The organism is Uliginosibacterium gangwonense DSM 18521 (genome assembly GCF_000373965.1).
Classification (GTDB): Bacteria; Pseudomonadota; Gammaproteobacteria; order Burkholderiales; family Rhodocyclaceae; genus Uliginosibacterium; species Uliginosibacterium gangwonense.
On record NZ_KB892841.1, the window covers coordinates 71,290 to 96,552 of the forward strand.

General features: G+C 57.9%; 24 protein-coding genes, 1 tRNA gene and 1 other RNA gene. 8 read left to right on the top strand and 18 right to left on the bottom strand.

The window, feature by feature from the left end:
• Window positions 1–46 precede the first annotated feature (46 nt).
• A complete protein-coding gene (locus B145_RS0109985; RefSeq protein ID WP_018607070.1) occupies window positions 47–370 on the bottom strand; it encodes a YbaB/EbfC family nucleoid-associated protein in 324 nt (107 codons plus the stop codon).
• Window positions 367–2,199, bottom strand: coding sequence for a DNA polymerase III subunit gamma/tau (gene dnaX, locus B145_RS0109990; RefSeq protein ID WP_018607071.1), 1,833 nt, complete (start codon window positions 2,197–2,199; stop codon window positions 367–369). Before dnaX ends, B145_RS0109985 begins: the two co-directional genes overlap by 4 nt.
• 174 nt (window positions 2,200–2,373) lie before the next feature.
• Here dnaX and B145_RS0109995 point away from each other — a divergent pair, with 174 nt between their 5' ends.
• Window positions 2,374–2,586 carry a hypothetical protein gene (locus B145_RS0109995; protein WP_018607072.1) on the top strand — a complete coding sequence of 71 codons (213 nt, stop codon included), beginning with the start codon at window positions 2,374–2,376 and terminating at the stop codon, window positions 2,584–2,586.
• Window positions 2,587–2,657: 71 nt separating this feature from the next.
• On the opposite strand, the gene ffs is transcribed toward B145_RS0109995, so the two are convergent.
• Window positions 2,658–2,755: signal recognition particle sRNA small type (gene ffs, locus B145_RS28075), an RNA gene on the bottom strand.
• A 150-nt stretch (window positions 2,756–2,905) separates the two neighbouring features.
• Between ffs and B145_RS0110000 the strand changes: the two genes are divergently transcribed.
• The 4 genes from B145_RS0110000 to B145_RS0110015 all read left to right on the top strand — a co-directional run bounded on the left by B145_RS0110000 (window position 2,906) and on the right by B145_RS0110015 (window position 6,453).
• Window positions 2,906–3,784 (top strand): DMT family transporter, encoded by an 879-nt coding sequence (locus B145_RS0110000; RefSeq protein ID WP_018607074.1) that lies wholly within the window; start codon window positions 2,906–2,908, stop codon window positions 3,782–3,784.
• A gap of 316 nt (window positions 3,785–4,100) precedes the next feature.
• Entirely contained in the window at window positions 4,101–4,691 is a 591-nt protein-coding gene (locus tag B145_RS25165) for a cytochrome b (RefSeq protein WP_083917707.1), read from the top strand.
• 1 nt (window position 4,692) lies between these two features.
• On the top strand, window positions 4,693–6,057 hold the full coding sequence (locus B145_RS0110010; protein WP_018607078.1) for a hypothetical protein: 1,365 nt from the start codon (window positions 4,693–4,695) through the stop codon (window positions 6,055–6,057).
• Window positions 6,058–6,075: 18 nt separating this feature from the next.
• Entirely contained in the window at window positions 6,076–6,453 is a 378-nt protein-coding gene (locus B145_RS0110015) for a c-type cytochrome (protein WP_018607079.1), read from the top strand.
• A gap of 293 nt (window positions 6,454–6,746) precedes the next feature.
• Here the strand turns inward: B145_RS0110015 and B145_RS29630 are convergent, their stop codons facing one another.
• Window positions 6,747–7,169, bottom strand: a complete 423-nt coding sequence (locus B145_RS29630) for a GFA family protein (RefSeq protein ID WP_083917708.1) — start codon at window positions 7,167–7,169, stop codon at window positions 6,747–6,749.
• A gap of 699 nt (window positions 7,170–7,868) precedes the next feature.
• Between B145_RS29630 and B145_RS0110025 the strand changes: the two genes are divergently transcribed.
• Window positions 7,869–9,347: a hypothetical protein gene (locus B145_RS0110025; RefSeq protein WP_018607084.1), complete on the top strand. Its 1,479-nt coding sequence runs from the start codon at window positions 7,869–7,871 to the stop codon at window positions 9,345–9,347.
• A gap of 60 nt (window positions 9,348–9,407) precedes the next feature.
• Window positions 9,408–10,064: a c-type cytochrome gene (locus B145_RS0110030; RefSeq protein WP_018607086.1), complete on the top strand. Its 657-nt coding sequence runs from the start codon at window positions 9,408–9,410 to the stop codon at window positions 10,062–10,064.
• A gap of 3 nt (window positions 10,065–10,067) precedes the next feature.
• On the opposite strand, the gene B145_RS0110035 is transcribed toward B145_RS0110030, so the two are convergent.
• The 3 genes from B145_RS0110035 to rnr all read right to left on the bottom strand — a co-directional run bounded on the left by B145_RS0110035 (window position 10,068) and on the right by rnr (window position 13,913).
• Complete coding sequence (locus B145_RS0110035; RefSeq protein WP_157288358.1) at window positions 10,068–10,505, bottom strand: hypothetical protein; 438 nt, start codon at window positions 10,503–10,505, stop codon at window positions 10,068–10,070.
• A gap of 98 nt (window positions 10,506–10,603) precedes the next feature.
• Window positions 10,604–11,341 (bottom strand): 23S rRNA (guanosine(2251)-2'-O)-methyltransferase RlmB, encoded by a 738-nt coding sequence (gene rlmB, locus B145_RS0110040; RefSeq protein WP_018607089.1) that lies wholly within the window; start codon window positions 11,339–11,341, stop codon window positions 10,604–10,606.
• Window positions 11,334–13,913, bottom strand: coding sequence for a ribonuclease R (gene rnr / locus B145_RS0110045; protein WP_018607090.1), 2,580 nt, complete (start codon window positions 13,911–13,913; stop codon window positions 11,334–11,336). The genes rlmB and rnr overlap by 8 nt, the downstream gene beginning before the upstream one ends.
• Window positions 13,914–13,990: 77 nt before the next feature.
• Between rnr and B145_RS0110050 the strand changes: the two genes are divergently transcribed.
• Window positions 13,991–14,075 (top strand) — tRNA-Leu (locus B145_RS0110050).
• Between the two features lie 192 nt (window positions 14,076–14,267).
• Here the strand turns inward: B145_RS0110050 and B145_RS0110055 are convergent.
• The 11 genes from B145_RS0110055 to hisS all read right to left on the bottom strand — a co-directional run bounded on the left by B145_RS0110055 (window position 14,268) and on the right by hisS (window position 25,260).
• Window positions 14,268–15,581, bottom strand: a complete 1,314-nt coding sequence (locus B145_RS0110055) for an adenylosuccinate synthase (RefSeq protein ID WP_018607092.1) — start codon at window positions 15,579–15,581, stop codon at window positions 14,268–14,270.
• Window positions 15,582–15,591: 10 nt separating this feature from the next.
• The gene (locus B145_RS0110060) at window positions 15,592–16,755 is read right to left on the bottom strand and encodes an ATP phosphoribosyltransferase regulatory subunit (RefSeq protein WP_018607094.1); all 1,164 of its coding nucleotides are present in this window, start codon (window positions 16,753–16,755) and stop codon (window positions 15,592–15,594) included.
• A gap of 12 nt (window positions 16,756–16,767) precedes the next feature.
• The gene (locus B145_RS0110065) at window positions 16,768–16,950 is read right to left on the bottom strand and encodes a DUF2065 domain-containing protein (RefSeq protein WP_018607096.1); all 183 of its coding nucleotides are present in this window, start codon (window positions 16,948–16,950) and stop codon (window positions 16,768–16,770) included.
• A 12-nt stretch (window positions 16,951–16,962) separates the two neighbouring features.
• Entirely contained in the window at window positions 16,963–17,850 is an 888-nt protein-coding gene (gene hflC / locus B145_RS0110070; protein ID WP_018607098.1) for a protease modulator HflC, read from the bottom strand.
• The gene (hflK, locus tag B145_RS0110075) at window positions 17,850–19,139 is read right to left on the bottom strand and encodes an FtsH protease activity modulator HflK (protein WP_018607099.1); all 1,290 of its coding nucleotides are present in this window, start codon (window positions 19,137–19,139) and stop codon (window positions 17,850–17,852) included. Before hflK ends, hflC begins: the two co-directional genes overlap by 1 nt.
• Before the next feature lie 14 nt (window positions 19,140–19,153).
• Window positions 19,154–20,329, bottom strand: coding sequence for a GTPase HflX (hflX, locus tag B145_RS0110080; protein WP_018607100.1), 1,176 nt, complete (start codon window positions 20,327–20,329; stop codon window positions 19,154–19,156).
• Between the two features lie 107 nt (window positions 20,330–20,436).
• On the bottom strand, window positions 20,437–20,685 hold the full coding sequence (gene hfq / locus B145_RS0110085; RefSeq protein ID WP_018607101.1) for an RNA chaperone Hfq: 249 nt from the start codon (window positions 20,683–20,685) through the stop codon (window positions 20,437–20,439).
• Window positions 20,686–20,769: 84 nt separating this feature from the next.
• Entirely contained in the window at window positions 20,770–22,101 is a 1,332-nt protein-coding gene (der, locus tag B145_RS0110090; protein WP_026259006.1) for a ribosome biogenesis GTPase Der, read from the bottom strand.
• Between the two features lie 15 nt (window positions 22,102–22,116).
• The gene (gene bamB / locus B145_RS0110095) at window positions 22,117–23,256 is read right to left on the bottom strand and encodes an outer membrane protein assembly factor BamB (RefSeq protein WP_018607103.1); all 1,140 of its coding nucleotides are present in this window, start codon (window positions 23,254–23,256) and stop codon (window positions 22,117–22,119) included.
• Between the two features lie 2 nt (window positions 23,257–23,258).
• Window positions 23,259–23,912 carry a YfgM family protein gene (locus B145_RS0110100; protein WP_018607104.1) on the bottom strand — a complete coding sequence of 218 codons (654 nt, stop codon included), beginning with the start codon at window positions 23,910–23,912 and terminating at the stop codon, window positions 23,259–23,261.
• A 52-nt stretch (window positions 23,913–23,964) separates the two neighbouring features.
• On the bottom strand, window positions 23,965–25,260 hold the full coding sequence (gene hisS / locus B145_RS0110105) for a histidine--tRNA ligase (protein WP_018607105.1): 1,296 nt from the start codon (window positions 25,258–25,260) through the stop codon (window positions 23,965–23,967).
• Between the last annotated feature and the right edge of the window lie 3 nt (window positions 25,261–25,263).

Consider the following 25,263-nt stretch of genomic DNA (forward strand, 5'->3'; position numbering starts at 1 on the left):
AGCAAACCCGGCTGGGTGGTGCCGGGCTTGCGGGGTCTGTGGCAACTTAGAATGGGAGCTTCATTCCCGGCGGCAGATTCAAGCCGGAGGTAAAGCCGGACATCTTCTCCTGGGTGGTGGATTCCACCTTGCGCACGGCATCATTGACGGCAGCGGCGATCAGGTCTTCCAGCATTTCCTTGTCGTCCATCACCGAAGGATCAATCACCACGCGCTTCACATCATGGTGACAGGTCATGGTGATCTTCACCATCCCGGCGCCAGACTGGCCTTCCACCTCGACAGAGCCGAGCGCTTCCTGGGCCTTTTTCATGTTGTCCTGCATCTGCTGGGCTTGCTTCATCAGCCCGGCGAGGCCACCTTTCATCATGCTTGTTTCTCCTGCAAGGGTTTAACGGAAGACTCGACCAGCGTTGCATCGAAACGCTCGACAAGCTCCTGTACGAATGGATCGGATTCCAGCGAGGCCACCGCCTCGGCGTGGCGTTGTTGGCGAATTTCGTCGTTGCGTTGGGCCGGGGTCTGGGAACTAAGTTCCCCCACCTCCACATTCACGCGTAGGGCTTCGCCCAGGATGGCACGGAGTGCTTCCTGCAATTTCTGATGATTGCCCGCCAAAGCCATCAAATGGCGATGCTCGGGCGGCAGGCGCAGGCGCAGAATGTGGCCGTCGTAGGCCAACAACTCGCAATGCTGGGCCAGCTCCCGCACCATGCCACCAACCTGGGCATGTTCGATCGTCGCCTGCCAATCGCTGACCGTGGCCTGGGACCCTGGCTGCAAAGCCCCTCTGGAAGCAACGGCTTCAGCAACGGGCGCAGCCGTAGTGGGCACAACAGCGGCCTCGGCAGCAGATTCAACGGGGGCAGATGCCTGCGCTGCACGGGGCACTGCAGGTGCCTCGTCTTCCCATGGCGGAGGCGGCTCAGGCATGCGCGGCGGTTCAGGTTCAGGTGCTGCAGCCCTGGACGGAGCCAGGGCAGGCGCTACGGGTTCCGGCTGAGTGGCAAGAGGACGAACTGTGGTGTGTTGCGCGGGTGCAGCAGATGGCGTTCCTGCACTCTGCAGTGCTGGACGGCTGGGCGCCGGGCCTGATTTTGCAGGCGGTGAACCGGGCTGCACGGGCTGGAAGGCATGCAGACGCAACAGACTCATCGTGAAGCCGGTGTACTCATCCGGCGCCAGCGCGAGTTCTTCGCGCCCGTGGATACAGATCTGGTAAGCCAGTTGCAGAAATTCGGCATCAAACGCTTCGGCATAGGGAGCCAGCCGCTCGCGCTCGAAGCTATCGGCAATCGCCTGCGGCGCCATCTGGAACAAGGCGATGCGGTGGAGCAACACGGCCAGTTCCTGCAGGGCCGAATCGAAACTCAGGCTGCGGGCTTCCATGCCATCGGCCGCTGCCATCAGGGCAGCGGGGTCTTGCGCCCGCAAGGCGTCGAGCAACTCGTAGAGGTGGTCTTCCCCCACCGTGCCGAGCATGTCGCGCACGCCTTCTTCCTCTACCTTGCCCGCTCCGTGAGCAATAGCCTGATCGAGCAGCGAAAGTGCATCACGCATTGAGCCATGCGCGCCCTTGGCGATGTGACGCAAGGCGCCAAGCTCAAAGCTCACCTGCTCCTCCCCCAGGATGCGCGAGAGATGGTCGATGATATGGCTCTGCGGCATCTGCTTGAGGTTGAACTGCAGGCAGCGTGAGAGCACAGTAACCGGAATCTTCTGCGGATCGGTGGTGGCGAGGATAAATTTCATGTGCGCAGGAGGTTCCTCCAGCGTCTTGAGCATAGCGTTGAAGGCATGCCCGGTAAGCATGTGCACTTCGTCGATCATGTAGACCTTGTAGCGGCCCCGCGAAGGCGCATACGCAGCCTTCTCCAACAGGGCGGCCATGTCATCCACCCCACGGTTGGAGGCCGCGTCCATCTCCACGTAATCCACGAAGCGGCCACTATCAATCTCGGTACACGCGGCGCACACGCCACAGGGCGTAGCGGTCACACCCGTCTCGCAGTTCAGGCTTTTCGCCAGAATCCGGGAGATGGTGGTCTTGCCCACCCCGCGCGTCCCCGTGAAAAGATAAGCATGGTGGAGCCGCCCGGTTTGCAGGGCGTGCGTCAGGGCACGCACGACGTGCTCTTGCCCGACGAGGGTTTCAAAATTGCGCGGACGCCATTTTCTGGCCAATACCTGATAGCTCATGGCGGTGATTTTAGCAGCACCGCAGACATCTGCCGGGGCATTTTCTCGTGCCGGGGATAATTGGCACCCGATTAGGCAAAGCTATCGTAGCGCTATCAGCATTCAATTGGCGTGTTGAGTAGGTAAAGACCAAACTACATCAAACAAATTGCCTTGTGCAAAAAGGAGGATCGCATGAACACCCCCACCCCCAACGCTGTCTCTGTCCACAGCTTCAAGCGACGCCTTGGCGTGCTGATCACCATTGCCGGTGGCTTGCTCCTGCTGGATCAGGCACTGAGTACGTTCGCAACCGATCAGGCGCCGCAGGCTTCACAGCAAACCGTGGTTCCCGCACCGGCTTCGGTGCCGATGGCCGCCCCTGGAAAACGACTGATAGAAGCCTGATCTGATTAGATACCGGCCCCAAAAGCAAAAACGGGATGCGTGTGATACGCATCCCGTTTTCATGTATTCGAGGCGGCGAGCCCAACCCCCGGCACTCCCAGGGAGTGGTTATGGCTGCTTCCTTCCGGACCTGACCAGGTTCCCACGCTGTGATGCGAGGAGACCCGCCGCAACGAATAATACCACGAGTTTGGTTTTGTGCCAGCACGCTTGAACACAGCGCGAACACCGTCCGTCATCGCTTGGCGCAGGCTATGCAATAATAGTAGCCAGATTGCAGCCTGCCCTGCCCACCCAATTAGCGACACGCCATTCCCCTATGTTTGACCGCTCCCGTCTCGTCCTGGCCGGTCTGGCCCTCCTGTTGGTCACACTTTTGTGGGGCACCACCTTTCCAGCCATGAAGGCCGTCTCACTGCACATGCCGCCAGGGCTGATGGTTGGTTCGCGCTGGCTGCTGGCCGCCCTGGTGTTCGCCCCCTGGGTCGAGTGGCGCAGCAAGGCGCTATGGCGTGATGCGCTGATCGTCACCACATTGCTGTTCGCAAGCTTCGTCCTCCAGGTCATCGGGCTGACCATGATGAGCGCCGGGCGCAATGCCTTCATCACCGGATTCAACATCATCCTCGTGCCCCTGCTCATGCCACTATTGGGCTCCCGCCTGCCGGTACGCGCTCTGGTTGCCGCCGCATTGGCAACGGGAGGCATCGTGGTGATGAGCTACGAGCAAAGCAGCGGCTGGCTGGGCGACGCACTGACCCTGGGCTGCGCCGTCGCCTTTGCGCTCTACATCATCGGCATGTCCCGCTACGCCCCACGCCACGCCACCTTAGCATTTGCGGGCGCGCAGGCCGTCATCATGGCCCTGTTCTCGCCACTCTGGATCGCGGGCGAATGGCTGTGGTGGGGGGCCGCCTACCCGGAAATGGCCGCAGGCATCAGTGGGGTCTGGCTGGAACTGATCTACCTGGGGCTGGTATGCAGCGGCTTCGCCCTGATCCTGCAAACCTGGGCCCAGGCACGCGCCAGCGCCACCCAGGCAGCCATCATCTACGCCCTGGAACCCTTCTTCGCCGCGCTCTTCGCCACCTGGTGGTTGGGCGAGACCTTCGGCCCCCGTGCCATGATCGGCGGCGTGCTGATCGTGGTGGCCATGGTGTACTCGCAACTGCCGGACAAATCCCCCGCTACAGCATAGCAATGCTGTACGCCCCTGGAAAGCAGATGCGGAATTGTTGAGCCGATCTGCTTCACGGCAAAGACAAATCCAGCAAAGAACCCTTTGCGGCCAGGCAACCGTCTGTCGAAATGATATCTATGACAAACGAAAAACTCATTTGTAATTCATTGATTTTTCTAGACTACGCCTGATTTCAGGCATAGCCACTGCACTCCATTCTGAGCCAAAAATCAGAATACTCCTAGCTGCGCCAAACCATTTATTCATAAGGAAGCCAGTATAGTAAGGCACAAAAGTTCAACAACCCCACAGTCAAATTGAACGCCTTACCCCCATGAATATACAAAACAAATACTCAAGAGTAATTATCGCTCTTCACTGGATCAGTGCTGCACTTATCTTATTGGCTGTTTGCTTCGTCCTGGGACGAGAATTAACCGAATCCCGCAGCCTACGGCATACGCTGATTGACTTTCACCGTCAATGCGGTTTGCTCATCCTCCTGTTTGTACTCCCCCGCTTGGGCGCACGGCTCATTACCGCTGCCCCCGCTGCCGAAAAAGGCATTCCGCATATTCTGCAATGGGTCGCAAAACTCACTCACCTTGCCATCTATGGCTTCATGGTAGCGCTCCCCATCTTGGGGTGGGCCATCAGCGGGGCCAAGGGGCAGGCGATCAAATTACTGGCATTCGTCTCGCTCCCCTCTTTCGTCAGTGTCGATCCTGACTTGGCCGACACCTTGGAACAATGGCACGGCACACTTGCCTGGGTCTTTTTGAGTCTGCTCGCGCTGCACGCTGGCGCAGCGCTTTGGCATCACTTCATACTCAAAGACAGCACACTGCAAAAGATGCTGCCTTTTGCAAAACAAAACCCCGCACAAAAGGAACTTGTTCCTGCTCACTCAACAGGAGAAAACTAATATGATCAATTGGCTTTACACCACTCTAAATGCCCGCAGAATCGGGCTGTGCCTGGGAATGCTCCTATGGGCTGTGGGCGCCTTCCAGTCGGCCTGGGCGCTACCCAGCTATGCACGCCAAACCGGGGATGAATGCGCAGCCTGTCACGTCGGGGCCTATGGGCCGCAGCTCACCCCCCACGGGATGCGTTTCAAACTCACGGGTTATGCTGATAGCAACGACCAAGGCATCAAAATCCCCCTTTCAGGCATGGTTGTCGCATCTTTTGAACGTACCGCCAAGGCACTCTCAGCCAAACCAACTGCCCACACCGACACAAACAACAATACTGGGATGGATGAAGCCTCGCTTTTCCTGGCAGGGCGAATTGCTCCCCATGTCGGCTCATTTATTCAGGCGACCTATTCCGGCACAGAACATCGCGCCTCAATTGATAACAGTGATATACGCGCTGCCAATACTTTCAAGCTGGGTGATCTGGACGCCATCGTGGGCATCTCGCTCAACAATAATCCTGGCGTTCAAGATCCATTCAACACCTTGCCCGTCTGGGGTTTCCCGTATGCCTCAACGGAATTGGTTCCCGGCTATGCCTCCCCCATGCTGAGTGGTGGGCTGGGCCAACACGTAACAGGGCTGACCGCGTATACAATGTTGAATGACTCCCTGTATGCAGAGTTCGGCGGCTATCGTTCGCTATCGCATGGCGCTTCAATCCGCCTGGGCGTAGATGACACCGGGTCCAGCCGGGTCGCATCCAATACTTACTGGCGCTTGGCCTGGATGCGTAATCAGCGGGCCTATAACTGGTCAGTTGGCCTTGTCGGCATGAATACCGGATTGAAACCTGATCTAACCGTCTCGGACATTGATCGTTATAAAGATATCGGGATTGACGCCAACTTCCAATACCTTGGCAATCGCCAGCATATCGTAACGGCATCAACCAGCTACATTCGGGAACGCCAGAACCTAGGCGCCACCTATGCAGCGGGCAATTCCGAGAACGACCATAACAATCTATCACGTTGGCAAACGACGGCCTCTTACTTCTACGATCAAACCTGGGGCTTTAGCAGCTCACTCTTCCGCGTTCGCGGCAGCAGCGACGCCCTGCTCTACACCCCGGCAGACGATAGTGGCAGCCGCATAGGCTCACCCAATACCAATGGCTATATCCTGCAAGCGGACTGGACACCGTGGGGCAAGGAAAACGCATCCAGCACACCTTGGCCTAATCTTAGAATCGGCCTGCAATACACGGGGTACACCAAGTTCAATGGTGCGTCGACCGATTATGACGGATCAGGTCGCAAAGCCCGCGACAACAATACGACCTTCCTGTTTATCCACACATCGTTCTAATCGTTAAGGAATTGCAGCATGAAAAAATCAGAACGATTCCTTCAGTTGGCCATGGCTATTCTGCTCGGCTTTCCCCTCCTGGCCCACGCAGCCGATGCCAAACATGGGGGCGAGGTCTATGCCGAAGCTTGTGCAGACTGTCATAGCGTCAAGGAAGGCAAAGCCAAAAAAGGCCCTTCGATGTTTGGCATAGTTGGTCGGCAAGCCGGTACAGTTGCCGATTTCAATTACTCCGACGCCATGCGCCAAAGCAAGTTGAGCTGGGCGCCCGATCAACTCAGCGCCTTCCTCAAAGCCCCCAAACAAAAGGTGCCGGGCACCAAAATGAAACTGGACGGGGACCTGAATGATGCAGAGATCGCAGACCTGATCGCCTACCTCTCATCATTACACTAAGAACCTGTTTACGATCCAATAGAGGGTGCTGGCGATATAGGCAACACGCAAGCACCCTCGAAGCAAGGTTGGCCCTCTTTCCACCTGCTGGCAGGTGCCCCCCCGCGCTATGATCGTTAGCGTACTGATCGTGGTGGTCACAGTGCATTCCCAACGGCGAGACAAAACGGCAGTTCCTGCCTAGCACTGCGCATATTCATTTACGACAGATTGCCGCGCGAATCCGCCCTACAGATACGCCACCATGCAGTAATTGAGCCGATCATTCATCTCCGCAAAAAACCAATATGGAATTATTGGAGCGCCCCACCTTGCTTTCGATCCGACACATGGTGAATACCATCGGAACATGGAACCTCTCCGAGATCAAACGGATTGACGCCTTCGAGACAGCCAACGTTGTATGCAAAGACCCCAGGGTCTGATCGGCGCAGGTGATGAGTGTACACACCGCAGATCTTGCAAAAGTAGTGTCTCGCAGTATGTGTATTGAATTGATAGAGCGTCAGCAGATCCTCGCCTTGAACGACTCGCAATCCAGACAAAGGCACTGACGCGCAGATCGCCCCCCGACGACGACAGATTGAGCAATTGCAACGCCGCGGGTCTTCTACCCCTCTGGGCAGAGCCAACTCAAGGACAACACCGCCACAGTGGCAACTCGCTCTGTGAAGAGGCTTGATTTGTGTGATACCGATCTGATTGAAGGTTGGCATATATGGACACACCAAAACTTAATAATATAGGCGGCAGCCCTATAGATACCGGGCTGTAACTGAAAATCTGAGCACATGCAAGTTCCGTTCCATCTCGCCAGGAACCGAAGCCCCAACGCTTTGCAGATTATCGCTCAACTGCAGAAAGGATGTGGGTCAATGGGACTCAGCATCTAGGCACAGGAATCTGTGATATCAACCTGAATCGCATGCTGGCCTGATTTTGCGGTGGCGGAACGGCTCAGGATTGTGACGCACGCGCCCAACGCCTGAGCCCCCTGCGTAACGGCTTGGCCGATACCGCTATTGCCAACAATGATAACAAAGGAGATAGCAAGCACTGGTATTGGCACAAAAAAAACCGAATAGCATTTACAGATTACGTTAAAAAAATATATTCCAAAATACTATTATTTACAAATTCTGCGCAATGAGACGTTCAAAATCTTCACGAATTTTATACGCACTCCGTTTTTTGGCTCACCTTCACGCGGCCTGCGCGCTCTCCCTAGAGATCGTAAACAGGCTAGTAGAACCCGGAGTTTTTCGAGGCACCCTATAAAGACATACCCTAGTTCTTGGTGTCACATCGTGTCTACCAGCAGACATTTGCGTAAGTTTTGTCTATAGCTTGTAAAGATAAATAAAGACTGAAGATAGTTAACAGGCCAGGGCATCTACAACAGAGAGGTGGGCATTATGCAAGGGACTTCCTGGGAAGCCGCTCCATGGGCGCGCCATGGCTTATCGGTGTTGCTGGGCTTGGTGATTCTGCTATTGGGGTGGTACGCCCCAGAATCTGAGGCCTTGCCGATCTTTGCCCGACAAACCGGACAAAATTGTGTCGCCTGCCATGCGGGGGGGCAGTTCCCGGAACTCACCCCTTATGGCCGTGCATTCAAACTCACTGGCTATACGCTTGGGGAGCGTACTGCACTTCCTGTGGCCTTTATGGCGGTGCTCACCGGTACCAAGGTACGCAATACCAATGACCCCAATGGGAATTCCACTGCGGATTTCCCAGCCAAGAATAGAAGTGTGATTTTCAACACAGCCAGCCTTTTCCTGGGTGGCAAAATCACCGATAACCTGGGCGCCTTCATCCAGGTGACCAACAATAATTACGACCATCTTAGCCAGGACGGAGTCACCTGGAAGAACAAGTTCTATTCCGACAATACTGACCTGCGCTATGCCGATCGATTGATTGGCGAAAACCACGATCTGATCTTTGGCTTCTCGGTCAACAACAACCCGTCGGTATCGGATGTCTGGAATAGTGCGCCCGCCTGGGGTTATGACGTGGTGCCCGCCAGTGCCTGGGGTGGCGCCGTTGGCAAGATTCCACAAAGCCCGATGTTGGCGGGGGCCTTGGCACAAAAGGTGGTTGGGCTCAGTTCCTATGCCTACTGGAACAAGATGGTGTACGCAGAGTTTGCCGCCTATCGCACAGCCAATAATTCCCTCTCGGCACTCAGCCGTGGTTATACCACCCGTGACCAGTCTCTACCCCTGCTCTCGGGCATCACCCCTTATTGGCGATTGGCGCTGACCCATGAATGGGGTGCCCACAATGCAATGCTGGGGGTGATGGGGCTCAGTGCCAAGCAACACACCGACGCAACGGATTCAAGCAGCCCGACGTGGAAGTACAACGACATTGGAATAGATGCACAGTATCAGTACCTACTTGACCCGCACACGGTGACCACCGAAGTAAGCTATCTGCATGAGCGCATACATTACGACTCGGCCACCGCAGGGCAGCCGGGCGCCTACGATGCAGCGTTTGCAACGACGCTGCAATCTTTGAGCAATAGTTCGGATACGCTGGGGCTGTTCCGCGTCAAAACGGCTTATACCTATCAGGCAAAATATGGCGGAAGCATTGCATTCTTCAACTTGACGGGTAGTTACAACTCCGCCCGGCAAACAGGAGTAGGGAGCGACCCCACAGGCGGCGACACACTGCCATCCCTTAGCAACAACATCACCGGCAAACCTGACACCCGGGGCTGGACGATGGAGGTTTTCTGGCTCCCCGTGCAGTACGCCCGAGTCGGCCTACAGTACACGCTATTCAACAGATACCAGGGAGCATCCAATAATTACGATGGTTGGGGGCGCCGAGCCAAGGACAATAACACGGTATTTTTCTATGTATGGGGGTCGTACTGATCCATGGAGAAGATTGATGTTTTCTGCCTGACAGACTTCATGAGCATATAGGGACCCGAAATGAAAAATACATTTATTGCCTTGACCATCGTGGCCACGCTGACGACTGCGGCCTGCACCAACCTGGAACGTTCGCGCAGCCTGGGCAATCCGGCGGTATCTGGACGGGTACTGGCCGAACAGGTTTGTTCAAACTGCCATGGCCGCACCGGCGTTTCGATCTCGCCCAATTTCCCCAATCTTGCGGCCCAGACGGAGCCTTACCTGGTGGGGCAACTCACAGAATTTCGGGGGCATAGCCGCTCAGACCCGGCGGGCTTTGAATATATGTGGGGCTTGAGTCGGCATTTGACGGATGAGCAAATCGCGAGTCTGGCGGCCTACTACGCTGCACAAAACCCGAAGGCGCCTCCGGTACGCGCCCATGCACAATGGGCAAACGCAGGCCAAAAGATATTTTCAGAGGGAATTGCTGATCAGGGCATCCCGCCATGCATGTCTTGCCATGGGCCACAGGGACAAGGCAATGCAACTTTCCCGCGCCTTGCCAGCCAGCACTCGGACTACCTCATCAAGCAACTTATGGTATTCCAGAGAACGGATGAACGCCCAGAGGGGAGCATCATGAAAACCGTCGCGCACGGCCTGACGGAACAGAACATGCGCGACGTGGCGGAGTATCTCCAAACACTGGAAACACCGCTAGAAGCACACTAGACATTAGCCTCTGGACACCTTAGAGGCATCAATTAGAGCCCTCGCCAGAGCTATCAAGTCGTCAAGTGCAGATCGTATATCTTTGGAAATGTTCAGCACTTCCTCTGGAGTCATGCTGTCTTCTTTTATCATGTGCTCACCTCCTTTGGAAAAGGTTAGAAGTGACGCTTTGGCTTCTTCGGAAACAGGCACAGCATCTCCGAATAGCTCGTCATGAGCCATGCTCCAAAAACCATGAACAACCCTGTTTCTTGATGGCAACAGTTGGTTTTCGATTTTATTCCGGAGTGTTTTGTATTCATCAAGAATAGAAGGTTCGCATTTTTTGTTGTCTATCAGGCGCGGAATCATTGCAGTCCAACTGCGTATGTTTGCCGCATTGGTTAGCACCAATCCGCGCTCAATACCAACCCCTGACATTTTGCAGATAATGATCTGCAAGTGAAGTTCCAAGCGTGACCATTCATAGGTCACGCGACCTATTGCTTCAAAGTGAGCAGGTGTTGTCGTCACAATTTCAAAATTTCTTTAAGTGTTAATCAACCCTGCCGTTGACGCCGCGCCTCAAACAGGCAAATCCCTGATGCGACGGATACGTTGAGGCTCTCGACGCTGCCGTACATGGGGATCTTCGCCAGTTCGTCGCAGGTATCCCGCGTGAGGCGGCGCAGGCCGTCGCCTTCGGCGCCCAGCACCCAGGCAGTCGGGACTTTCTGGTCGATCTCGTAGATTGATTTAATGGCCTCACCTGCCGCGCCGATGCACCACACTCCGGCTTCCTGCATTTCACGCAGGCTACGGGCCAAGTTGGTCACCACGATGTAGGGCACAGTATCGGCGGCACCACTGGCGACTTTCATGGCAGTGGCATTCAGGCCCACGGCACGATCCTTGGGCACGACCACGGCATGGGCACCGGCAGCATCGGCCACACGCAGGCAAGCGCCCAGGTTGTGGGGGTCTTGGATGCCGTCGAGCACCAGGATCAGCGCGGATTCGGTAAGGTTATCCAGCACATCGTCCAGATGCAGTGCCTTTTGACGGGCGTCGATCTTGGCGACCACGCCTTGGTGGCGGTGGGTGCCTGCCATCCCTTCAAGGCGCGCAGAATCAGTGGGGAAGATGCGCACACCAGCGGCTTCGGCCTTGGTGAGCAACTCGCGGGCGCGGGCATCACCGCGTTGGGCAGCCACATGGATTTCAATAATGGATTCCGGGTCGTGACGCAGTTTGGCGGTCACGGCATGAAAGCCATGGATAAAGCGGGTTTCAAGCACGACGTGTTCCTTTATTACTCGTTTTCTTGCTGTTCTTGCCGCCTGCATGCTTTGCCCCAGGCTTTGCGGCGGGCTTGCGCCCCTCGGTCTTGGCCTTGGGCGCGCCACGCTTGGGCTGCATGCCGGGCATGTCGCGCCATGAAGGCGGCTCATCAGCATCGACAGGGGGCGCAGTATCGCCGATTTGGGCGTTCTTTGCGCCTTTTGCGGTGTCTTTGGCTGTCTTGCCGACACGTTCAGTGACGCGTGCCGGGCCTTCGATAAGGCGGAAATCGATCTTGCGCGATTCCAGATCCACCCGCACCAGTTGCACCTTGACCCGGTCAGCCAGACGGAAACGCTGGCCGGTACGTTCCCCCACCAGTTCATGGCGGGCTTCGTCGAAGTGGAAGTAGTCCGCCCCAAGGTCAGAGATATGCACCAGCCCTTCGACAAACAGCTCGTCCAGGGTCACAAAGATGCCGAATGGCACGGCTGCGGTGATGTTGCCGGTGTATTGCTCCCCCACTCGGTCCTGCATGTAGAAGCATTTGAGCCAGGATTCTACATCTCGGCTGGCTTCATCCGCCCGGCGCTCGGTCTGCGAGCAATGCACACCGATGTCTTCCCACAATGCCTTGAGGGCAGCCTTGGCGCTGGAGCGTTTGCCGCTTTGGCTTTTCTCGGCCGCTACGAACTCGGCATCCGCCTCCCGCACCGGGCGACCCTTACGGCGGCGGGTATCCTTGAGCAGTTCGACACCTCCGCTGGCAGGCTGGTATTGAGTCTTTTGCAGCACGGCCTTGATGGCGCGATGCACCAACAGGTCCGGATAGCGCCGGATCGGCGAGGTGAAGTGGGTATAGGCCTCGTAGGCCAGACCGAAGTGGCCAACATTATCCGGGCTGTATTGCGCCTGTTGCAGGGAGCGCAGCATCACCGTCTGGATCAGTTGGGCTTCGGGGCGCTCCTTGATCTTGTCGACCACCTTGGCAAAGTCGGCCGCCTGAGGGCTATCGCCCCCGCCAAGGCTAAGGCCGAATTCGGCCAGAAACTCGCGCAGATTTCCCAGTTTCTCTGCAGTGGGGCCCGCATGCACACGATAGAGCGAAGGATGTTCATGCTTCTGGAGGAATTCGGAGGCGCAGACATTGGCCGCCAGCATGCACTCTTCGATCAGGCGATGAGCATCATTGCGGGACTCGGGCACGATCCGTTCGATCTTGCCCTCGTCACCGAACACCATCTTGGTCTCAACCGTCTCGAACTCGATCGCGCCACGCTTGGCACGGGCCTTGAGCAGGATGCGGAAGAGTACATCGAGCGTTTCCAGATGCGGCAGTAGCTCACCCAGCTCAGTGCGCATGGCTTCGTCCTGCTCGTACAGGGCAGCGGCGACCTTGGTATAGGTGAGGCGGGCGTGAGAGAACATCACCGCCGGGTAAAAGCGATAAGCCTTGATCACGCCCGTGGCGTTGATCGACATATCGCAGACCATGCACAAGCGCTCGACCTCCGGGTTAAGTGAGCATAAACCGTTGGAGAGTTTCTCCGGCAGCATCGGGATCACCCGGCGCGGGAAGTAGACCGAATTGCCTCGGGCCAGCGCTTCGTTATCCAGCTCGGTGCCCGGCTGCACGTAATGGCTCACATCTGCAATCGCCACCAGCAGACGATAACCTTTGCCCTGCTTTTCGCAATACACGGCATCGTCGAAGTCTTTCGCGGTTTCACCGTCAATGGTCACCAGGGGCAGATGGCGGATGTCTTCGCGCCCATCCGTCCAGTCTTTCTTGCGTACGGCAGAAGGTAGCTTGCGCGCCTCGGCCTTGACCTCGGCAGAGAATTCAAAGGGCAGATCGTGCTTGCGCAGCGCGATCTCGATTTCCATACCATCGTCGGCATAGCCCCCCAAGGTTTCGACGATGCGCCCGATAGGCTGGTTGTTGGAGGTGGGTTGCTGGGTCAGCTCCACCGTCACCACCTGCCCGGCTACCGGTTTGCGTTTGCCGGTTTCCGGCACCAGGAGGATGTTCTGATTGATACGGCGGTTCTCCGGGGCCACAAAGGCCACCCCCTGCTCGACGACCACACGGCCCACAATGCGGGTATTGGCGCGCGAGAGCACTTCAACGATCTTGCCCTCACGCCGCCCACGCTGATCCAGCCCCGCCACGCGCACCAGGACGCGGTCGCCATGCAGCACTTCGCGCATGGAGCGGGGGCCGAGGAACATGTCGTCCGATCCATCATCAGGGATCAGGAAACCGAAGCCATCCGGGTGGCCTTCAACGCGCCCCGGAATCAGCGCAGCGCGATCCGGCAGAATGTAGGCGCCGCGCCTGTTGCACATCACCTGCCCGTCACGCTCCATGGCGCGTACGCGGCGGGCGAAATCTTCCAGCTCTCCCGTCTGGATATCCAGCGCCTGCGCCAGTTCGCTCCCTTCAAGGGGACGCCCGGCGTGCTCCAGGATTTGCACAATGTATTCCCGAGAGGGCAAGGGATAGGGGTACTTGGCCGCCTCGCGCTCAAAATAAGGATCGGCACGGCGAATGGCGGAGAGCTTGGCGTTACTCGTATTTTTTTTCATTTTTCTTTTGTCAGATTGTTGACTCATTTTTCGGATACTCTATAATTCGTTTCCTCGCTGCTGCTGACGCAGCGAATGCCCAGGTGGCGAAATTGGTAGACGCGCTAGTTTCAGGTACTAGTGCCGCAAGGTGTGGAGGTTCGAGTCCTCTCCTGGGCACCAAGATTTCGCAGAGAAAGCCAGATCCCCGGATCTGGCTTTTTTCTTTTCTGCGCGGCTTGCGACAGATTGCATTGAGTTGGTTTGTAATGCTTGTATTCCTTGTTTTTGTTATCAGGGGAAGCAGGCAACAGGCCCTCTTCCCCCGTCTTTTTTTGTGTAGCAGCCCTTCACAGGCTGCCACACCTTCACAGTTTAGCAGGCATCAAACGGATGCTTGCGCAAAATCGTCTCATCGCGCTCAGGGCCTGTCGACACAATGGCGATAGGCACTTCGCTCAATGCTTCGATCCGTGCCAAATAGGCTTGGGCATTGGCCGGCAGATCCTCCCAACGCTTGACGCCAAAGGTGCTCTGCGTCCAACCCGGCATGGTTTCATAGATCGGCTCACAGGCGGCGACATCGTCGGCGCCGATCGGCAGCAGCTCAACCTTCTTGCCATGCAGCATGTAGCCGGTGCAGATCTTCAGTTCCGACAGGCCATCGAGCACATCAAGCTTGGTGATGCACAGGCCGGTCAGCCCATTGATGTAGGACGAGCGACGCAGTGCGGCCACATCGAACCAGCCACAACGGCGCTTGCGCCCGGTGACTGTACCGAATTCACGCCCCACGCGGGACATTTGCTCGCCCGGCGTGCCTGCCGTTTCGATATCCAGTTCGCTGGGGAATGGGCCACCGCCCACACGGGTACAGTAAGCCTTGGTAATGCCCAGCACGTAGTGCAGCATGCCAGGGCCCACGCCCGAACCCGCTGCGGCTTGGCCAGCTACGCAGTTGGACGAAGTCACGAAGGGATAAGTTCCGTGGTCGATATCCAGCAGCGTGCCTTGGGCGCCTTCAAACAGCAGATTCTTCCCGGCCTTGTTGGCGGCGTAGAGATCAGCCGACACATCCGTGATCATCGGGCGGATGGCTTCTGCATCCTGCATGGCCTGATCGTAAACGGTCTGGAAGTCCACCGCCTCAGCGCCCAGATACTGGGTCAGCACGAAGTTGTGATAGTCCAGCACTTCGCGCAGCTTGGTGGCAAAGCGCTCCGGGTAGAACAGGTCATACACGCGTAGCGCACGGCGGGCTACTTTGTCGGCATAGGTCGGGCCAATGCCCTTGCCGGTGGTGCCAATCTTGTCGGCAGCGCACTTCTTGGCTTCGCGGGCGCGATCCAGGGCGGAGTGATACGCCAGGATCAGCGGGCATCCCGGGCTGATCTTCAGGCGCGAGCGCACTTCGATACCATCTTTTTCCAGGATTGCAATCTCAGAGAGCAGGTGATGCACATCCAGCACCACGCCATTGCCGATGTAGCATTGCGTGCCTGGGCGCACAATGCCAGAAGGCACGAGGTTGAGCTTGTACTCTTTGCTGCCGATTACAAGCGTATGACCTGCGTTATGCCCGCCCTGGAAGCGCACCACGCCACCGGCATGGTCCGTCAGCCAATCCACGATCTTGCCTTTGCCTTCGTCACCCCACTGTGTGCCGACGACAACCACATTCTTAGCCATGCCAGTTCCCTTACTCTTCAAGTGGAACAACGCACCAGGCGCCATCCCTTGCAATAATCTTGCGGTCACAACCTGCTTCACGCCAGGAGCCTTCGTGCCCCGGCAATTCCCGTTGTACGGACTCCCCGGCCTGACGCAGGCAGACCACCAGGGCAGTCAATTCTGAATCCGTCGAATACGGAGCCAGGATTGCGCCGACGCCCTGCTCCGAGGCGGTGGACGCCGCCACCAACTCGCGCAGATCCAGGCTGAAGCCAGTTGCCGGACGCTTGCGCCCGAACACGCGACCCACGTTGTCGTAACGCCCACCCAGCGCCAGTGCGGTGGGTGAGGCACCACAGTAGGCCGAGAACATCAGGCCAGTGTGGTAGTGGTAGCCGCGCAGATCCGCGAGGTCATAGCTCAAGGGCAGATCGCTCAGGTGCTTGGCCAGGTGGAGCATTTCATCCAGCGCGTCGCGCACGCCAGCGACATCCGGCAGCACGCTGCGGGCACGCACCAACACATTGGCGTCGCCATACAGTTCCGGCAGCGCCAGCAAAGCACTGCGGGCAGGTTCGGCCAGGGGAGCGACGAATTCGCGCAGCCCCGGCACATCCTTGGCCTGGAGAATGCCAAACAGCTCTTCCTTGTCACGTTGGTCCAGCCCCGCCATATCGCTCAGCGCCTGGAAGATGCCCACGTGACCCACATCGATCCGGCTTGCGGCCAGCGTGGCCAATTCCAGCGTGCGCGCAAGCAGGCGGAGAATTTCCACATCGGCCTCAATCCCGGCGTGGCCGTAGATTTCCGCACCGATCTGGATCGGTTCGCGCGAAGCCGTCATGGTGCGCGGCATGGCATGCACCACCGATCCACAGTAGCACAGCCGCGTCACCCCCGCCCGGTTGAGCAGATGGGCATCAATCCGCGTGACCTGCGGCGTGATGTCCGCCCGCAAGCCCAGGGTGTGACCGGAGACCTGATCGACGAACTTGTAAGTGGAATCGTTCATGTCCTGCCCGGCCCCGGAAATCAGGCCATCGAGGTATTCCACACTGGGTGGAATCACATATTGGTAACCCTGAACGCGAAACTCGTCGAGCAGGGCTCGGCGCAGGGTTTCGAGGCGCAGTGCCCGGGCAGGCAGCACATCCTCAAAGTATTCGGGCAGAGCCCAGCTTGGCAACGCCATGACAGCAACCGATTATTTAAAGATGAACAGGAAGATCAACCCGAGCAGCATGGAACTCAATCCGATAAAGCGGATCTGTCCATCAGCCATCCGAGTGATGCGTTGGAACGTCTCGCGCCAAAGCTTTGGCGCGAGTAATGGGATGATCCCTTCGAGCACCAGCATCAAGGCCAGGGCGCTGAACAGGAGCTTCAAGATGACACCTTCTTACTTCCCTGCATCGCGGCCATTGCCACCGCTCTTCATATACTTGAAGAAGTCCGACGAGGGGTCAACGATCAGCACATCGCTCTTGTTGCGGAAGCTTTGCTTGTAGGCATCCAGGCTGCGCCAGAAACGATAGAACTCAGGGCTACGGCCAAAAGCTTCTGCATAGATTGCAGCAGCCTTGGCATCCCCCTCACCCTTGATCTTCTGGGCATCACGATACCCTTCGGCAATCAGAATCTCGCGTTGCTTGTTGGCGTCCGCCTTGGTCTGCTCGACGATGGAGGCGCCTTCAGAGCGCAACTGGTTGGCGTACTGCTTGCGTTCGGCGTCCATGCGTCGGTAGACCGATTCACGCACTTCATTGGGCAGCTCTACGCGCTTGACCCGTACATCAACGATCAACACGCCGTAGGGCAGCACTTCCTTGCCCGTCTTGGCACTCACGGTTTCCATGATGCTCTGACGCTCGCCAGAGATCACGTCATGCACCTTGCGTTTGCCAAACTCTTCGCGCAGGGCGGCATTGACAGTCTGCTCCAGACGATTCAGCGCACGAGCCTCATCGTCGCCAAAGGCGCGGTAGAAGGCTGCCGGGTCTTTGATCCGCCACTTTACATAGGAGTCGACGAGCACATTCTTCTTCTCGCTGGTCTGGAACAGCTGAGGGTCTTGTGCGTCAAGGGTCAGGATGCGGTTGTCAAAGTAGGTGGGCGTCTCGATCAAGGGCCACTTGAACTTGAGGCCGGGCGTCACCTCTACCCGGGTAATCTCGCCGAATTGGCGTACCAGGGCGTACTGACGCTGATCGACGGTAAACACCGACATTGAGGCGATCACAACGACCAGCAGCAAGCCGGCCAAGAGAGGGAAACGTTCAGGTCTCATCAGCGGTCTCCCCGATCACGGCTGCGCAAGCCATCACGGCTACGATAATCGGTGTCGGCAGTGCGGGTGTTGGAACTGGGCGTCACTGTGGTTGTGGAATTGCTATCGTTTTGTGCCACGGGAGGCGTTTTTGCACTTGCGGCAGGCGAAGGTGCAGCAGCATCCGCTGGGGCGGTGCTTGGTGCATTCATCTGCATGATCTTGTCCAGTGGCAGGTACAGCATGCTGCCATTGCTCTTGGCATCAATCATGATCTTGGTGGTATTGCGATACATATCCTGCATGGCGTCGATGTACATACGGTTGCGCGTTACCTCGGGCGCCTTGGCGTATTCGGCAAATATCGACTTGAAGCGCGCAGCATCCCCCTCGGCACGCGACACGACCTGGGCCGCATACCCTTCAGCTTCGGTACGCAGGGCAATGGCGGTACCCTTAGCCTTGGGCACCAGATCGTTGTAGTAGGCTTGGCCTTCGTTCTTCAGGCGTTCCTGGTCCTGACTGGCTTTGACGGCATCGTTGAACGATTCCTGCACCTGCTCGGGCGGCTGGGCATTGGCCATCATCACCTTGTTGATCTGGATACCGGACTTGTACTCGTCCAGAATCTTCTGCATCAGCACCTGGGCATCCTTGGCGATGGCCTCACGGCCTTCGTAGAGGACGAAATCCATCTTGCTCTTGCCCACGATCTCACGCATGGAGGTTTCGGCCACCTGTTTGACCGCTTCCTTGGGATCACGGTTGTTGAACAGGTAGGCAGACGGGTCGCTCAGCGTGTATTGCACCGCGAACTGGATGTTGATGATGTTCTCATCATCCGTCAGCATCAGGGATTCGCTGGAATCCTTGCCATGATCGGCACCACGGTAGCCCACTTCGACCGTTTGCAGGTCGGTCATCTTGACGATTTCGTGGGACTCGATCGGGAAGGGCAGGCGCCATTGCAGACCACCTGTGGTAACGGCCTGTGCCTTACCAAAACGCAGCACGATGGCGCGTTCGCGGGCATCGACCACATAGAATCCGCTGCACAGCCACAGCACCAGGGTGACCAGCACCACCAGCAGCACGCCCCCGCTGAACTGCCGCGAGTTGAGCGGCGCACCACCACCGTTGCTGCCGCCTTGGCCGCCTCCACCATTGCCGCCGTTGCGCCCAAAGGCGCTGCCCAGGCGTTGGTTGAATTCGCGCCACAGATCTTCCAGATCGGGGGGGCCCTGCGGGTCCTTGTTGGGATCGTTAGGCTGATTGTTGTTCTTGCCCGAGTTTGGATCGTTGATTGACATGAGTAGTCCAGTTATCACATTACTTCTCGGTCAGTGGGTTCTTCAATGAACGGTTCTGTCTCATCCCCGCCATCGTATGGCAAATCAATAGCCTCTGGCGTGAAAAGCCTTGCTGCAAGGGCCTGACGCAACAAATCCAAGCCCTCACCCGTGCGCGCACTGAGCAAGACGCATTCGATATTACCACAGGCATCCTCATGGGCAGCGATTGCCCCTTGGGTCAGGTCGATCTTATTCCAGACAATCAGCTGCGGCACGGCACCCGCACCAATTTCATCAAGCACACGGTTGACCACGGCAATCTGCTCCTCCCGATCGGGTGAGGCGGCATCCACCACGTGCAACAACAAGTCGGCATTGGCCGTCTCTTCCAACGTGGCGTGAAAGGCCGCTACCACCGAGTGCGGCAGGTTGCGGATGAAGCCGACCGTGTCCGACAAAATCATGTTCTGCCCGGCATCTTTGAGGTATACCCGGCGTGATGTGGTATCCAGCGTGGCAAAAAGCTGGTCGGCGGCATAGGCCCCGGCCTTGGTCATCGCATTGAACAGGGTCGACTTACCCGCGTTGGTATAACCCACCAGGGAGACCACAGGAATCTCGCGCCGTTCACGGGCCCGACGGCGCACCTTGCGCTGCTTTTCCATCTGCACCAAACGGGTCTTGAGGAGCTTGACGCGATTGCCGAGCAGGCGGCGGTCGGTTTCCAACTGCTTTTCGCCGGGGCCGCGCAAGCCGATACCGCCCTTTTGCCGCTCCAAGTGAGTCCATCCCCGCACAAGCCGTGTGGACAGATGCTCAAGTTGCGCGAGTTCGACCTGAAGCTTGCCCTCAAAGCTCTTGGCGCGCAGAGCGAAGATATCCAGAATCAAGGCGGTGCGGTCGATCACCCGATGCTTGAGCCGCCCTTCCAGGTTACGCTGCTGCGCCGGGCTGAGTTCGTGGTTGAAGATCACGAAGTCGGCACCATGGGCCGCTACGGCCTCGGCAATCTCATCCACCTTGCCCGAACCGGCGAACAGGGCGGAATCAGGCGCCTGCCTGCGCCCCATGATCACAGCCACGGTTTCGGCTCCGGCAGAAGAGGCCAGCAGCTCTAGCTCCGACAGACGCTCGGCCTGTGCGCGTTCGCCAAAATCCAGTTGGACGAGTACGGCACGGTTGCCTTCGGAATCGGGACGATCAAACATCAGATTTATATACCGCGATCAAGAATCGAGAAAAACACAAAAAGCCAGGCTTCCCGCTCGCTTGGCAAGCAGGAACCCGGCTACAGGCTGCAGCACAGAGGATCGTGCTATTCCTTGGTTTCGACACCACCGTTTTCGTGAGGGATCGACACCGCGCGTGCGGGCACGACGGTAGAGATGGCATGCTTATAGACCATCTGGGTCACCGTATTCTTCAGCAGCACCACATATTGGTCGAAAGACTCAATATGGCCTTGCAGCTTGATGCCGTTGACCAGATAGATGGAGACGGGAACGTGCTCACGACGCAGGACATTCAAAAACGGGTCCTGCAGCATTTGGCCTTTGTTGCTCATGTTAGTGTGGGCCTCTATTTGTTTGTTGTGTGTTGATCTTAACGCGGAAGCACTCAAATATGCCAGCGCTGCCGACCTTGGACCTTAGTCCTGATCGGCATAAGGGTTACGGGAAGTACGAAACTCAATGCGTAAAGGAGTTCCCTGAAGTTTGAACGTATCCATGAAGAAGCGCTCCAGATAACGTTTGTACGCATCAGCTACATGATCCAGGGCGTTGCCGTGAATGACAACGACCGGAGGATTCTGTCCGCCCTGATGGGCATAGCGCATCTTGGGCCGGAAAATACCGTGTCGCGGGGGCTGCTGCTTGGTCGTGGCCGTTTGCAGGGCACGCGTGAGCTTCGGCGTGGCAAGCTTGACCATGGCCGCACCATAGGCCAGATCCACCGATTTGAGCAAAGCCCCCAGGCCTTCGGCCTGCAAGGCGGAAATATGGTGGTGACGGGCAAACCACAGGAAATGGAGCTTGCGGGCGATATCCGCCTTGATGCGCTCGCGCCGGTAATCATCCACCGCATCCCACTTGTTGATGGCCACCACCAGAGCGCGCCCAGCTTCGAGCACGAAACCGGCGATGTGCGCATCCTGGTCGGACACATCCTGGCTCGCGTCCAGCACCAGCACCACCACGTTGGCCTCTTCGATCGCATGCAACGTCTTGATGACCGAGAACTTCTCAATGGCCTCAAAAACCTTGCCACGCCGCCGCAACCCGGCGGTATCGATCAAGGTATAGGCTTTGCCGTTACGCTCAAAGGGAATTGAAATCGCATCCCGCGTAGTGCCGGGCATGTCGAAAGCAATCACCCGCTCTTCGCCGATCAGGGCGTTGATCAGGGTGGATTTGCCCACATTCGGACGCCCCACGATGGCGACACGGGGGCCTGCCTCGTCATCCACCACCGCACCTTCGTCGTCCAGCGGGAAGCCTTCGAGCACCAGCTCGATGAGCTGACGCACACCTTCGCCGTGGGCGCCGGAAATCACATAGGGTTCGCCACAACCCAGTTCATGAAACTCGGCAGAAAAAGTGGCGCGGTTCATCCCCTCGCCCTTGTTGACGGCGAGGTAGATGGGGCGCCCTGCGCGACGCAGGCGATCCGCAATCTGCTTGTCATGCGGGGTCAGCCCAACCCGGCCATCAACAATGAATAACAGGGCATCGGCCTCGGCAATCGCCGACTCGGCCTGCCGGGCCATTTCCGCCACAATGCCCTCACGGGCAGTCGGCTCAAAACCACCTGTATCCACGACCAGATATTCACGGTCGTTGTAGCGGCCAATGCCGTAGTGCCGGTCACGCGTCAGCCCTGGCATGTCCGCCACCAGGGCGTCCTTGCTGCGGGTCAGGCGGTTGAACAGCGTCGATTTGCCAACGTTGGGACGCCCAACCAAAACTATTGTAGGTTTCACTATCTCTGCTCAGCCTTAATAATGCACAGCGAAGGCTGCCAGCGTGCCATCTTGCGCCTGAATAACCAATTGCCCATTCGGCAGGGCAAGCATGGGCGCATTCACCCCGGAACGATCTGCCCGGATCTGGGCGACGAAATGCCCATCCACCGGGTCCATCAGATGCACCCAGCCCTGGCTGTCGGCCACGGCAACCGCGCCCCCCACGAACACCGGACGCCCCACGCCACGATAGCGCAGCAGATCTTGCTTCCAGATCGTGGCGCCCGTCTGCACGTCAAGCATGAAAACGATGCCGCTTGCATCGGTAAAGGCCAGGGATTTACCCTGGATCACAACCCCTTGGGCCGACGAGTAATCACGCGTCCATAAGAGATTGCCCTTGTTGCGGTCGGCGCAGACGATGCGCCCCTGAAAAGCCGCCACGCAGACGGTATCGTCCCGCACCACGGGGTCGCCTGCCACATCGGTCATGCGCTCCAATTCATTGGAGCCACGCGGCACGGCTACGGCAGCCTCCCAGCGGGGGAAGCCCCCCACCAGGGTCAGCGCGACCAGCTTGCCACCGGGGAAACCAGCCAGCAGCAGGTCCCCACTTTGCGACAAGCCTGAATAGGCACGCAACGACAGCGGTGCCTGGGTACGCTGGTAGTTCCACAGGAGCTTGCCATCGTTGGCCGAGTAAGCCACCAGACGGTTGTCCCCGACGCGGGCCACCACGATATTGCCACTCACGAATGGGGTGCCCCCCAGTTCGCCATCAAGCTGTACCTGCCACAGCAGGGCACCGGTATTGGCGTCATGCGCCACCAGGACGCCTTCACCGCTACCAGCCACCACCAGCGCTTCGTTGGCAGCCACCCCACCGACCAGGTTGGGCACTGAACGCACGCGCCAGCGCTGGCGACCATCCTGATCAATACGCACCAGGGTGCCATTGCGCGCACCGGCAAAGATGCTGTCACCAAAAACAGCGGGGCGCAGCAGCGTGCCTTCTGTGCCGCCCATGCTGACCGACCAGCTCGACTTGATTTGTGCTGCTGTCGAGACCTGCGGCAAAGGCGAAGGCAGCGGCCCACGCGGACCCCTGAACAATGCGCAGGAACTCAGCAACATGGCAGAAGCCAGCGAGAGGGCAAGCAGGCGGATTTTCATCGTCAAACCCCTCCGAGGGCTTCGAGCTTGGTTTCAACAATGCCCTTGAACCCGGCACCAAACGTCCCCGTGGGGGCTTTGGCATAGGCGTCCAGCGCGCGCTGATAGGCGGCGGCAGACTCCTTCACGGCGCCTTTGGCGAAGTAGACATCGCCACGCATATCTTCAACACGTGGCAGGAAAGCCTCTGTGGGTGCAGCTTCAAGCGTCTTCAAGGCAGCATCGAACGCCTTGTCGTCGATCTGATACGCAGCCAGACGCAGGCGGGCCATATCGCGCAGCGCCGCATCCTTGGTGTTGTCGACCACCCATTGCAGCTTGAGGATGGCACTCTTGGTGTCACCCGCATCCGCCTCGGATTTACCCGCAAACATCACGCCCAGGTCGGCCGACATTTTGCCGGGGAACTTGCTGACCAGATCGCTCGCCGCCGCACGCACCTTGGGGGCTTCACTCTTCTCAGCCGAATCCAGCACGGCCGAATACAGCACCCCGGCCTCTGCGGCCTGGCTCAGCTGATAGCGCTGCCAGCCGAACCAGCCCGCCGCACAGACCGCGATCACCGTGACAATCCAGCTCACCATATTGCCGTTTTGCTCCCACCAGGCTTTGATCGCCGATAGTTGCTCTTGTTCTTCAAGATCGTATGCCGCCATAGTCGACTTCTCTTATATATTCCGGTTCTGAATGAATAGGTTCGCTACGAACTTATTCGCCGTACAACATTTCCGCCAACTCTTCGGCCAAGGCATCCAGGCTGACGCGGCGCTGCTCGCCTTCACCACGCAGGGGCTTGAGCGAGACTTCGCCCGCCTGCGCTTCGTCATCGCCCACAATGATGGCGAAAGCACTGCCGGAGGCATCGGCCTTCTTCATCTGCGACTTGAAACTGCCGCCACCACAGTGATACACCGCCGACAGGCCGGCAGAGCGCAGTTGCTCGGCCGCCCGGAAGGCGACCCGCCCAGCCAGCTCGCCAAGGTGGACGATGTAGACATCGGGAGTCACCATCGGTGCATCCTCCATGCCTTCGGTCCACATCAGCATCACGCGCTCCATGCCCATGGCAAAACCACAGGCAGGCGCTGCCTTGCCGCCCAGTTGCTCGATCAGGGAGTCATAACGCCCGCCCGCACAGAAAGTTGCCTGGGCCCCCAGACGCGTGGTGGTCCACTCGAACACCGTGCGGTTGTAGTAATCCAGGCCACGCACCAGACGGGTATTGAGCTTGTAGGGCACAGCAGCTTCGCGCAGCAGTGCAGTCACCCCTTCATAGTGCTTGAGGGATTCTTCGCCCAGGTAGTCCATCAACTTGGGTGCGCCATCCACGATGGCCTGCAGATCAGGGTTCTTGGTATCAAGCACGCGCAAGGGGTTGGTATATAAACGACGCTTGGCATCTTCGTCAAGCTTGTCTTGATAAGCTTCCAGATACGCAATCAACTCGGTACGATGGCGGGCGCGCTCAGCGGCATCCCCCAGGGAATTGATTTCCAGGGTCACATCGTCCAGCCCCAGGTCGTCCCACAAGCGAGCGCACATCACGATGTGTTCGGCATCCACGTCCGGCCCAGCAAAGCCCAGGGCTTCCACGCCAACCTGATGGAACTGACGGTAGCGGCCCTTTTGCGGACGTTCATAACGGAACATCGGCCCGTTGTAATACAGGCGCTGCGGTTGCGAGAACAGCAGGTTGTGTTCAATCACCGCACGCACGCAGGGCGCGGTGCCTTCAGGACGCATGGTGAGGTTGTCGGTATTGCCTTTGCTGTCCGGGCGGTCATCAAAGGAGAACATCTCCTTTTCGACGATGTCGGTATGCTCGCCCACGCCACGGCAAAACAGTGCGGTATTTTCCAGGATCGGGGTGCGGATGGGGCGGTAGCCATAGCTCCTGAGCCAATCACGCACAATTTCTTCAAACGCTTCCCAACGCTCGGCGTCAGCGGGAAGAAAATCGTTCATCCCCTTGACGGCTTTTACAGACTCAATTTTGTTTGCCATGCT

Coding starts and splice junctions, on each gene's coding strand:
- B145_RS25165 (WP_083917707.1), top strand. CDS start 4,101: ATGAATATACAAAACAAATACTCAAGAGTAATTATCGCTCTTCACTGG.
- B145_RS29630 (WP_083917708.1), bottom strand. CDS start 7,169: ATGCCAACCTTCAATCAGATCGGTATCACACAAATCAAGCCTCTTCAC.
- B145_RS0110000 (WP_018607074.1), top strand. CDS start 2,906: ATGTTTGACCGCTCCCGTCTCGTCCTGGCCGGTCTGGCCCTCCTGTTG.
- hflC (WP_018607098.1), bottom strand. CDS start 17,850: ATGAGACCTGAACGTTTCCCTCTCTTGGCCGGCTTGCTGCTGGTCGTT.
- hfq (WP_018607101.1), bottom strand. CDS start 20,685: ATGAGCAACAAAGGCCAAATGCTGCAGGACCCGTTTTTGAATGTCCTG.
- B145_RS0109995 (WP_018607072.1), top strand. CDS start 2,374: ATGAACACCCCCACCCCCAACGCTGTCTCTGTCCACAGCTTCAAGCGA.
- B145_RS0110030 (WP_018607086.1), top strand. CDS start 9,408: ATGAAAAATACATTTATTGCCTTGACCATCGTGGCCACGCTGACGACT.
- hflK (WP_018607099.1), bottom strand. CDS start 19,139: ATGTCAATCAACGATCCAAACTCGGGCAAGAACAACAATCAGCCTAAC.
- bamB (WP_018607103.1), bottom strand. CDS start 23,256: ATGAAAATCCGCCTGCTTGCCCTCTCGCTGGCTTCTGCCATGTTGCTG.
- B145_RS0110100 (WP_018607104.1), bottom strand. CDS start 23,912: ATGGCGGCATACGATCTTGAAGAACAAGAGCAACTATCGGCGATCAAA.
- B145_RS0110010 (WP_018607078.1), top strand. CDS start 4,693: ATGATCAATTGGCTTTACACCACTCTAAATGCCCGCAGAATCGGGCTG.
- hisS (WP_018607105.1), bottom strand. CDS start 25,260: ATGGCAAACAAAATTGAGTCTGTAAAAGCCGTCAAGGGGATGAACGAT.
- dnaX (WP_018607071.1), bottom strand. CDS start 2,199: ATGAGCTATCAGGTATTGGCCAGAAAATGGCGTCCGCGCAATTTTGAA.
- B145_RS0110060 (WP_018607094.1), bottom strand. CDS start 16,755: ATGGCGTTGCCAAGCTGGGCTCTGCCCGAATACTTTGAGGATGTGCTG.
- B145_RS0110055 (WP_018607092.1), bottom strand. CDS start 15,581: ATGGCTAAGAATGTGGTTGTCGTCGGCACACAGTGGGGTGACGAAGGC.
- B145_RS0110015 (WP_018607079.1), top strand. CDS start 6,076: ATGAAAAAATCAGAACGATTCCTTCAGTTGGCCATGGCTATTCTGCTC.
- B145_RS0110025 (WP_018607084.1), top strand. CDS start 7,869: ATGCAAGGGACTTCCTGGGAAGCCGCTCCATGGGCGCGCCATGGCTTA.
- B145_RS0109985 (WP_018607070.1), bottom strand. CDS start 370: ATGATGAAAGGTGGCCTCGCCGGGCTGATGAAGCAAGCCCAGCAGATG.
- rnr (WP_018607090.1), bottom strand. CDS start 13,913: ATGAAAAAAAATACGAGTAACGCCAAGCTCTCCGCCATTCGCCGTGCC.
- hflX (WP_018607100.1), bottom strand. CDS start 20,329: ATGTTTGATCGTCCCGATTCCGAAGGCAACCGTGCCGTACTCGTCCAA.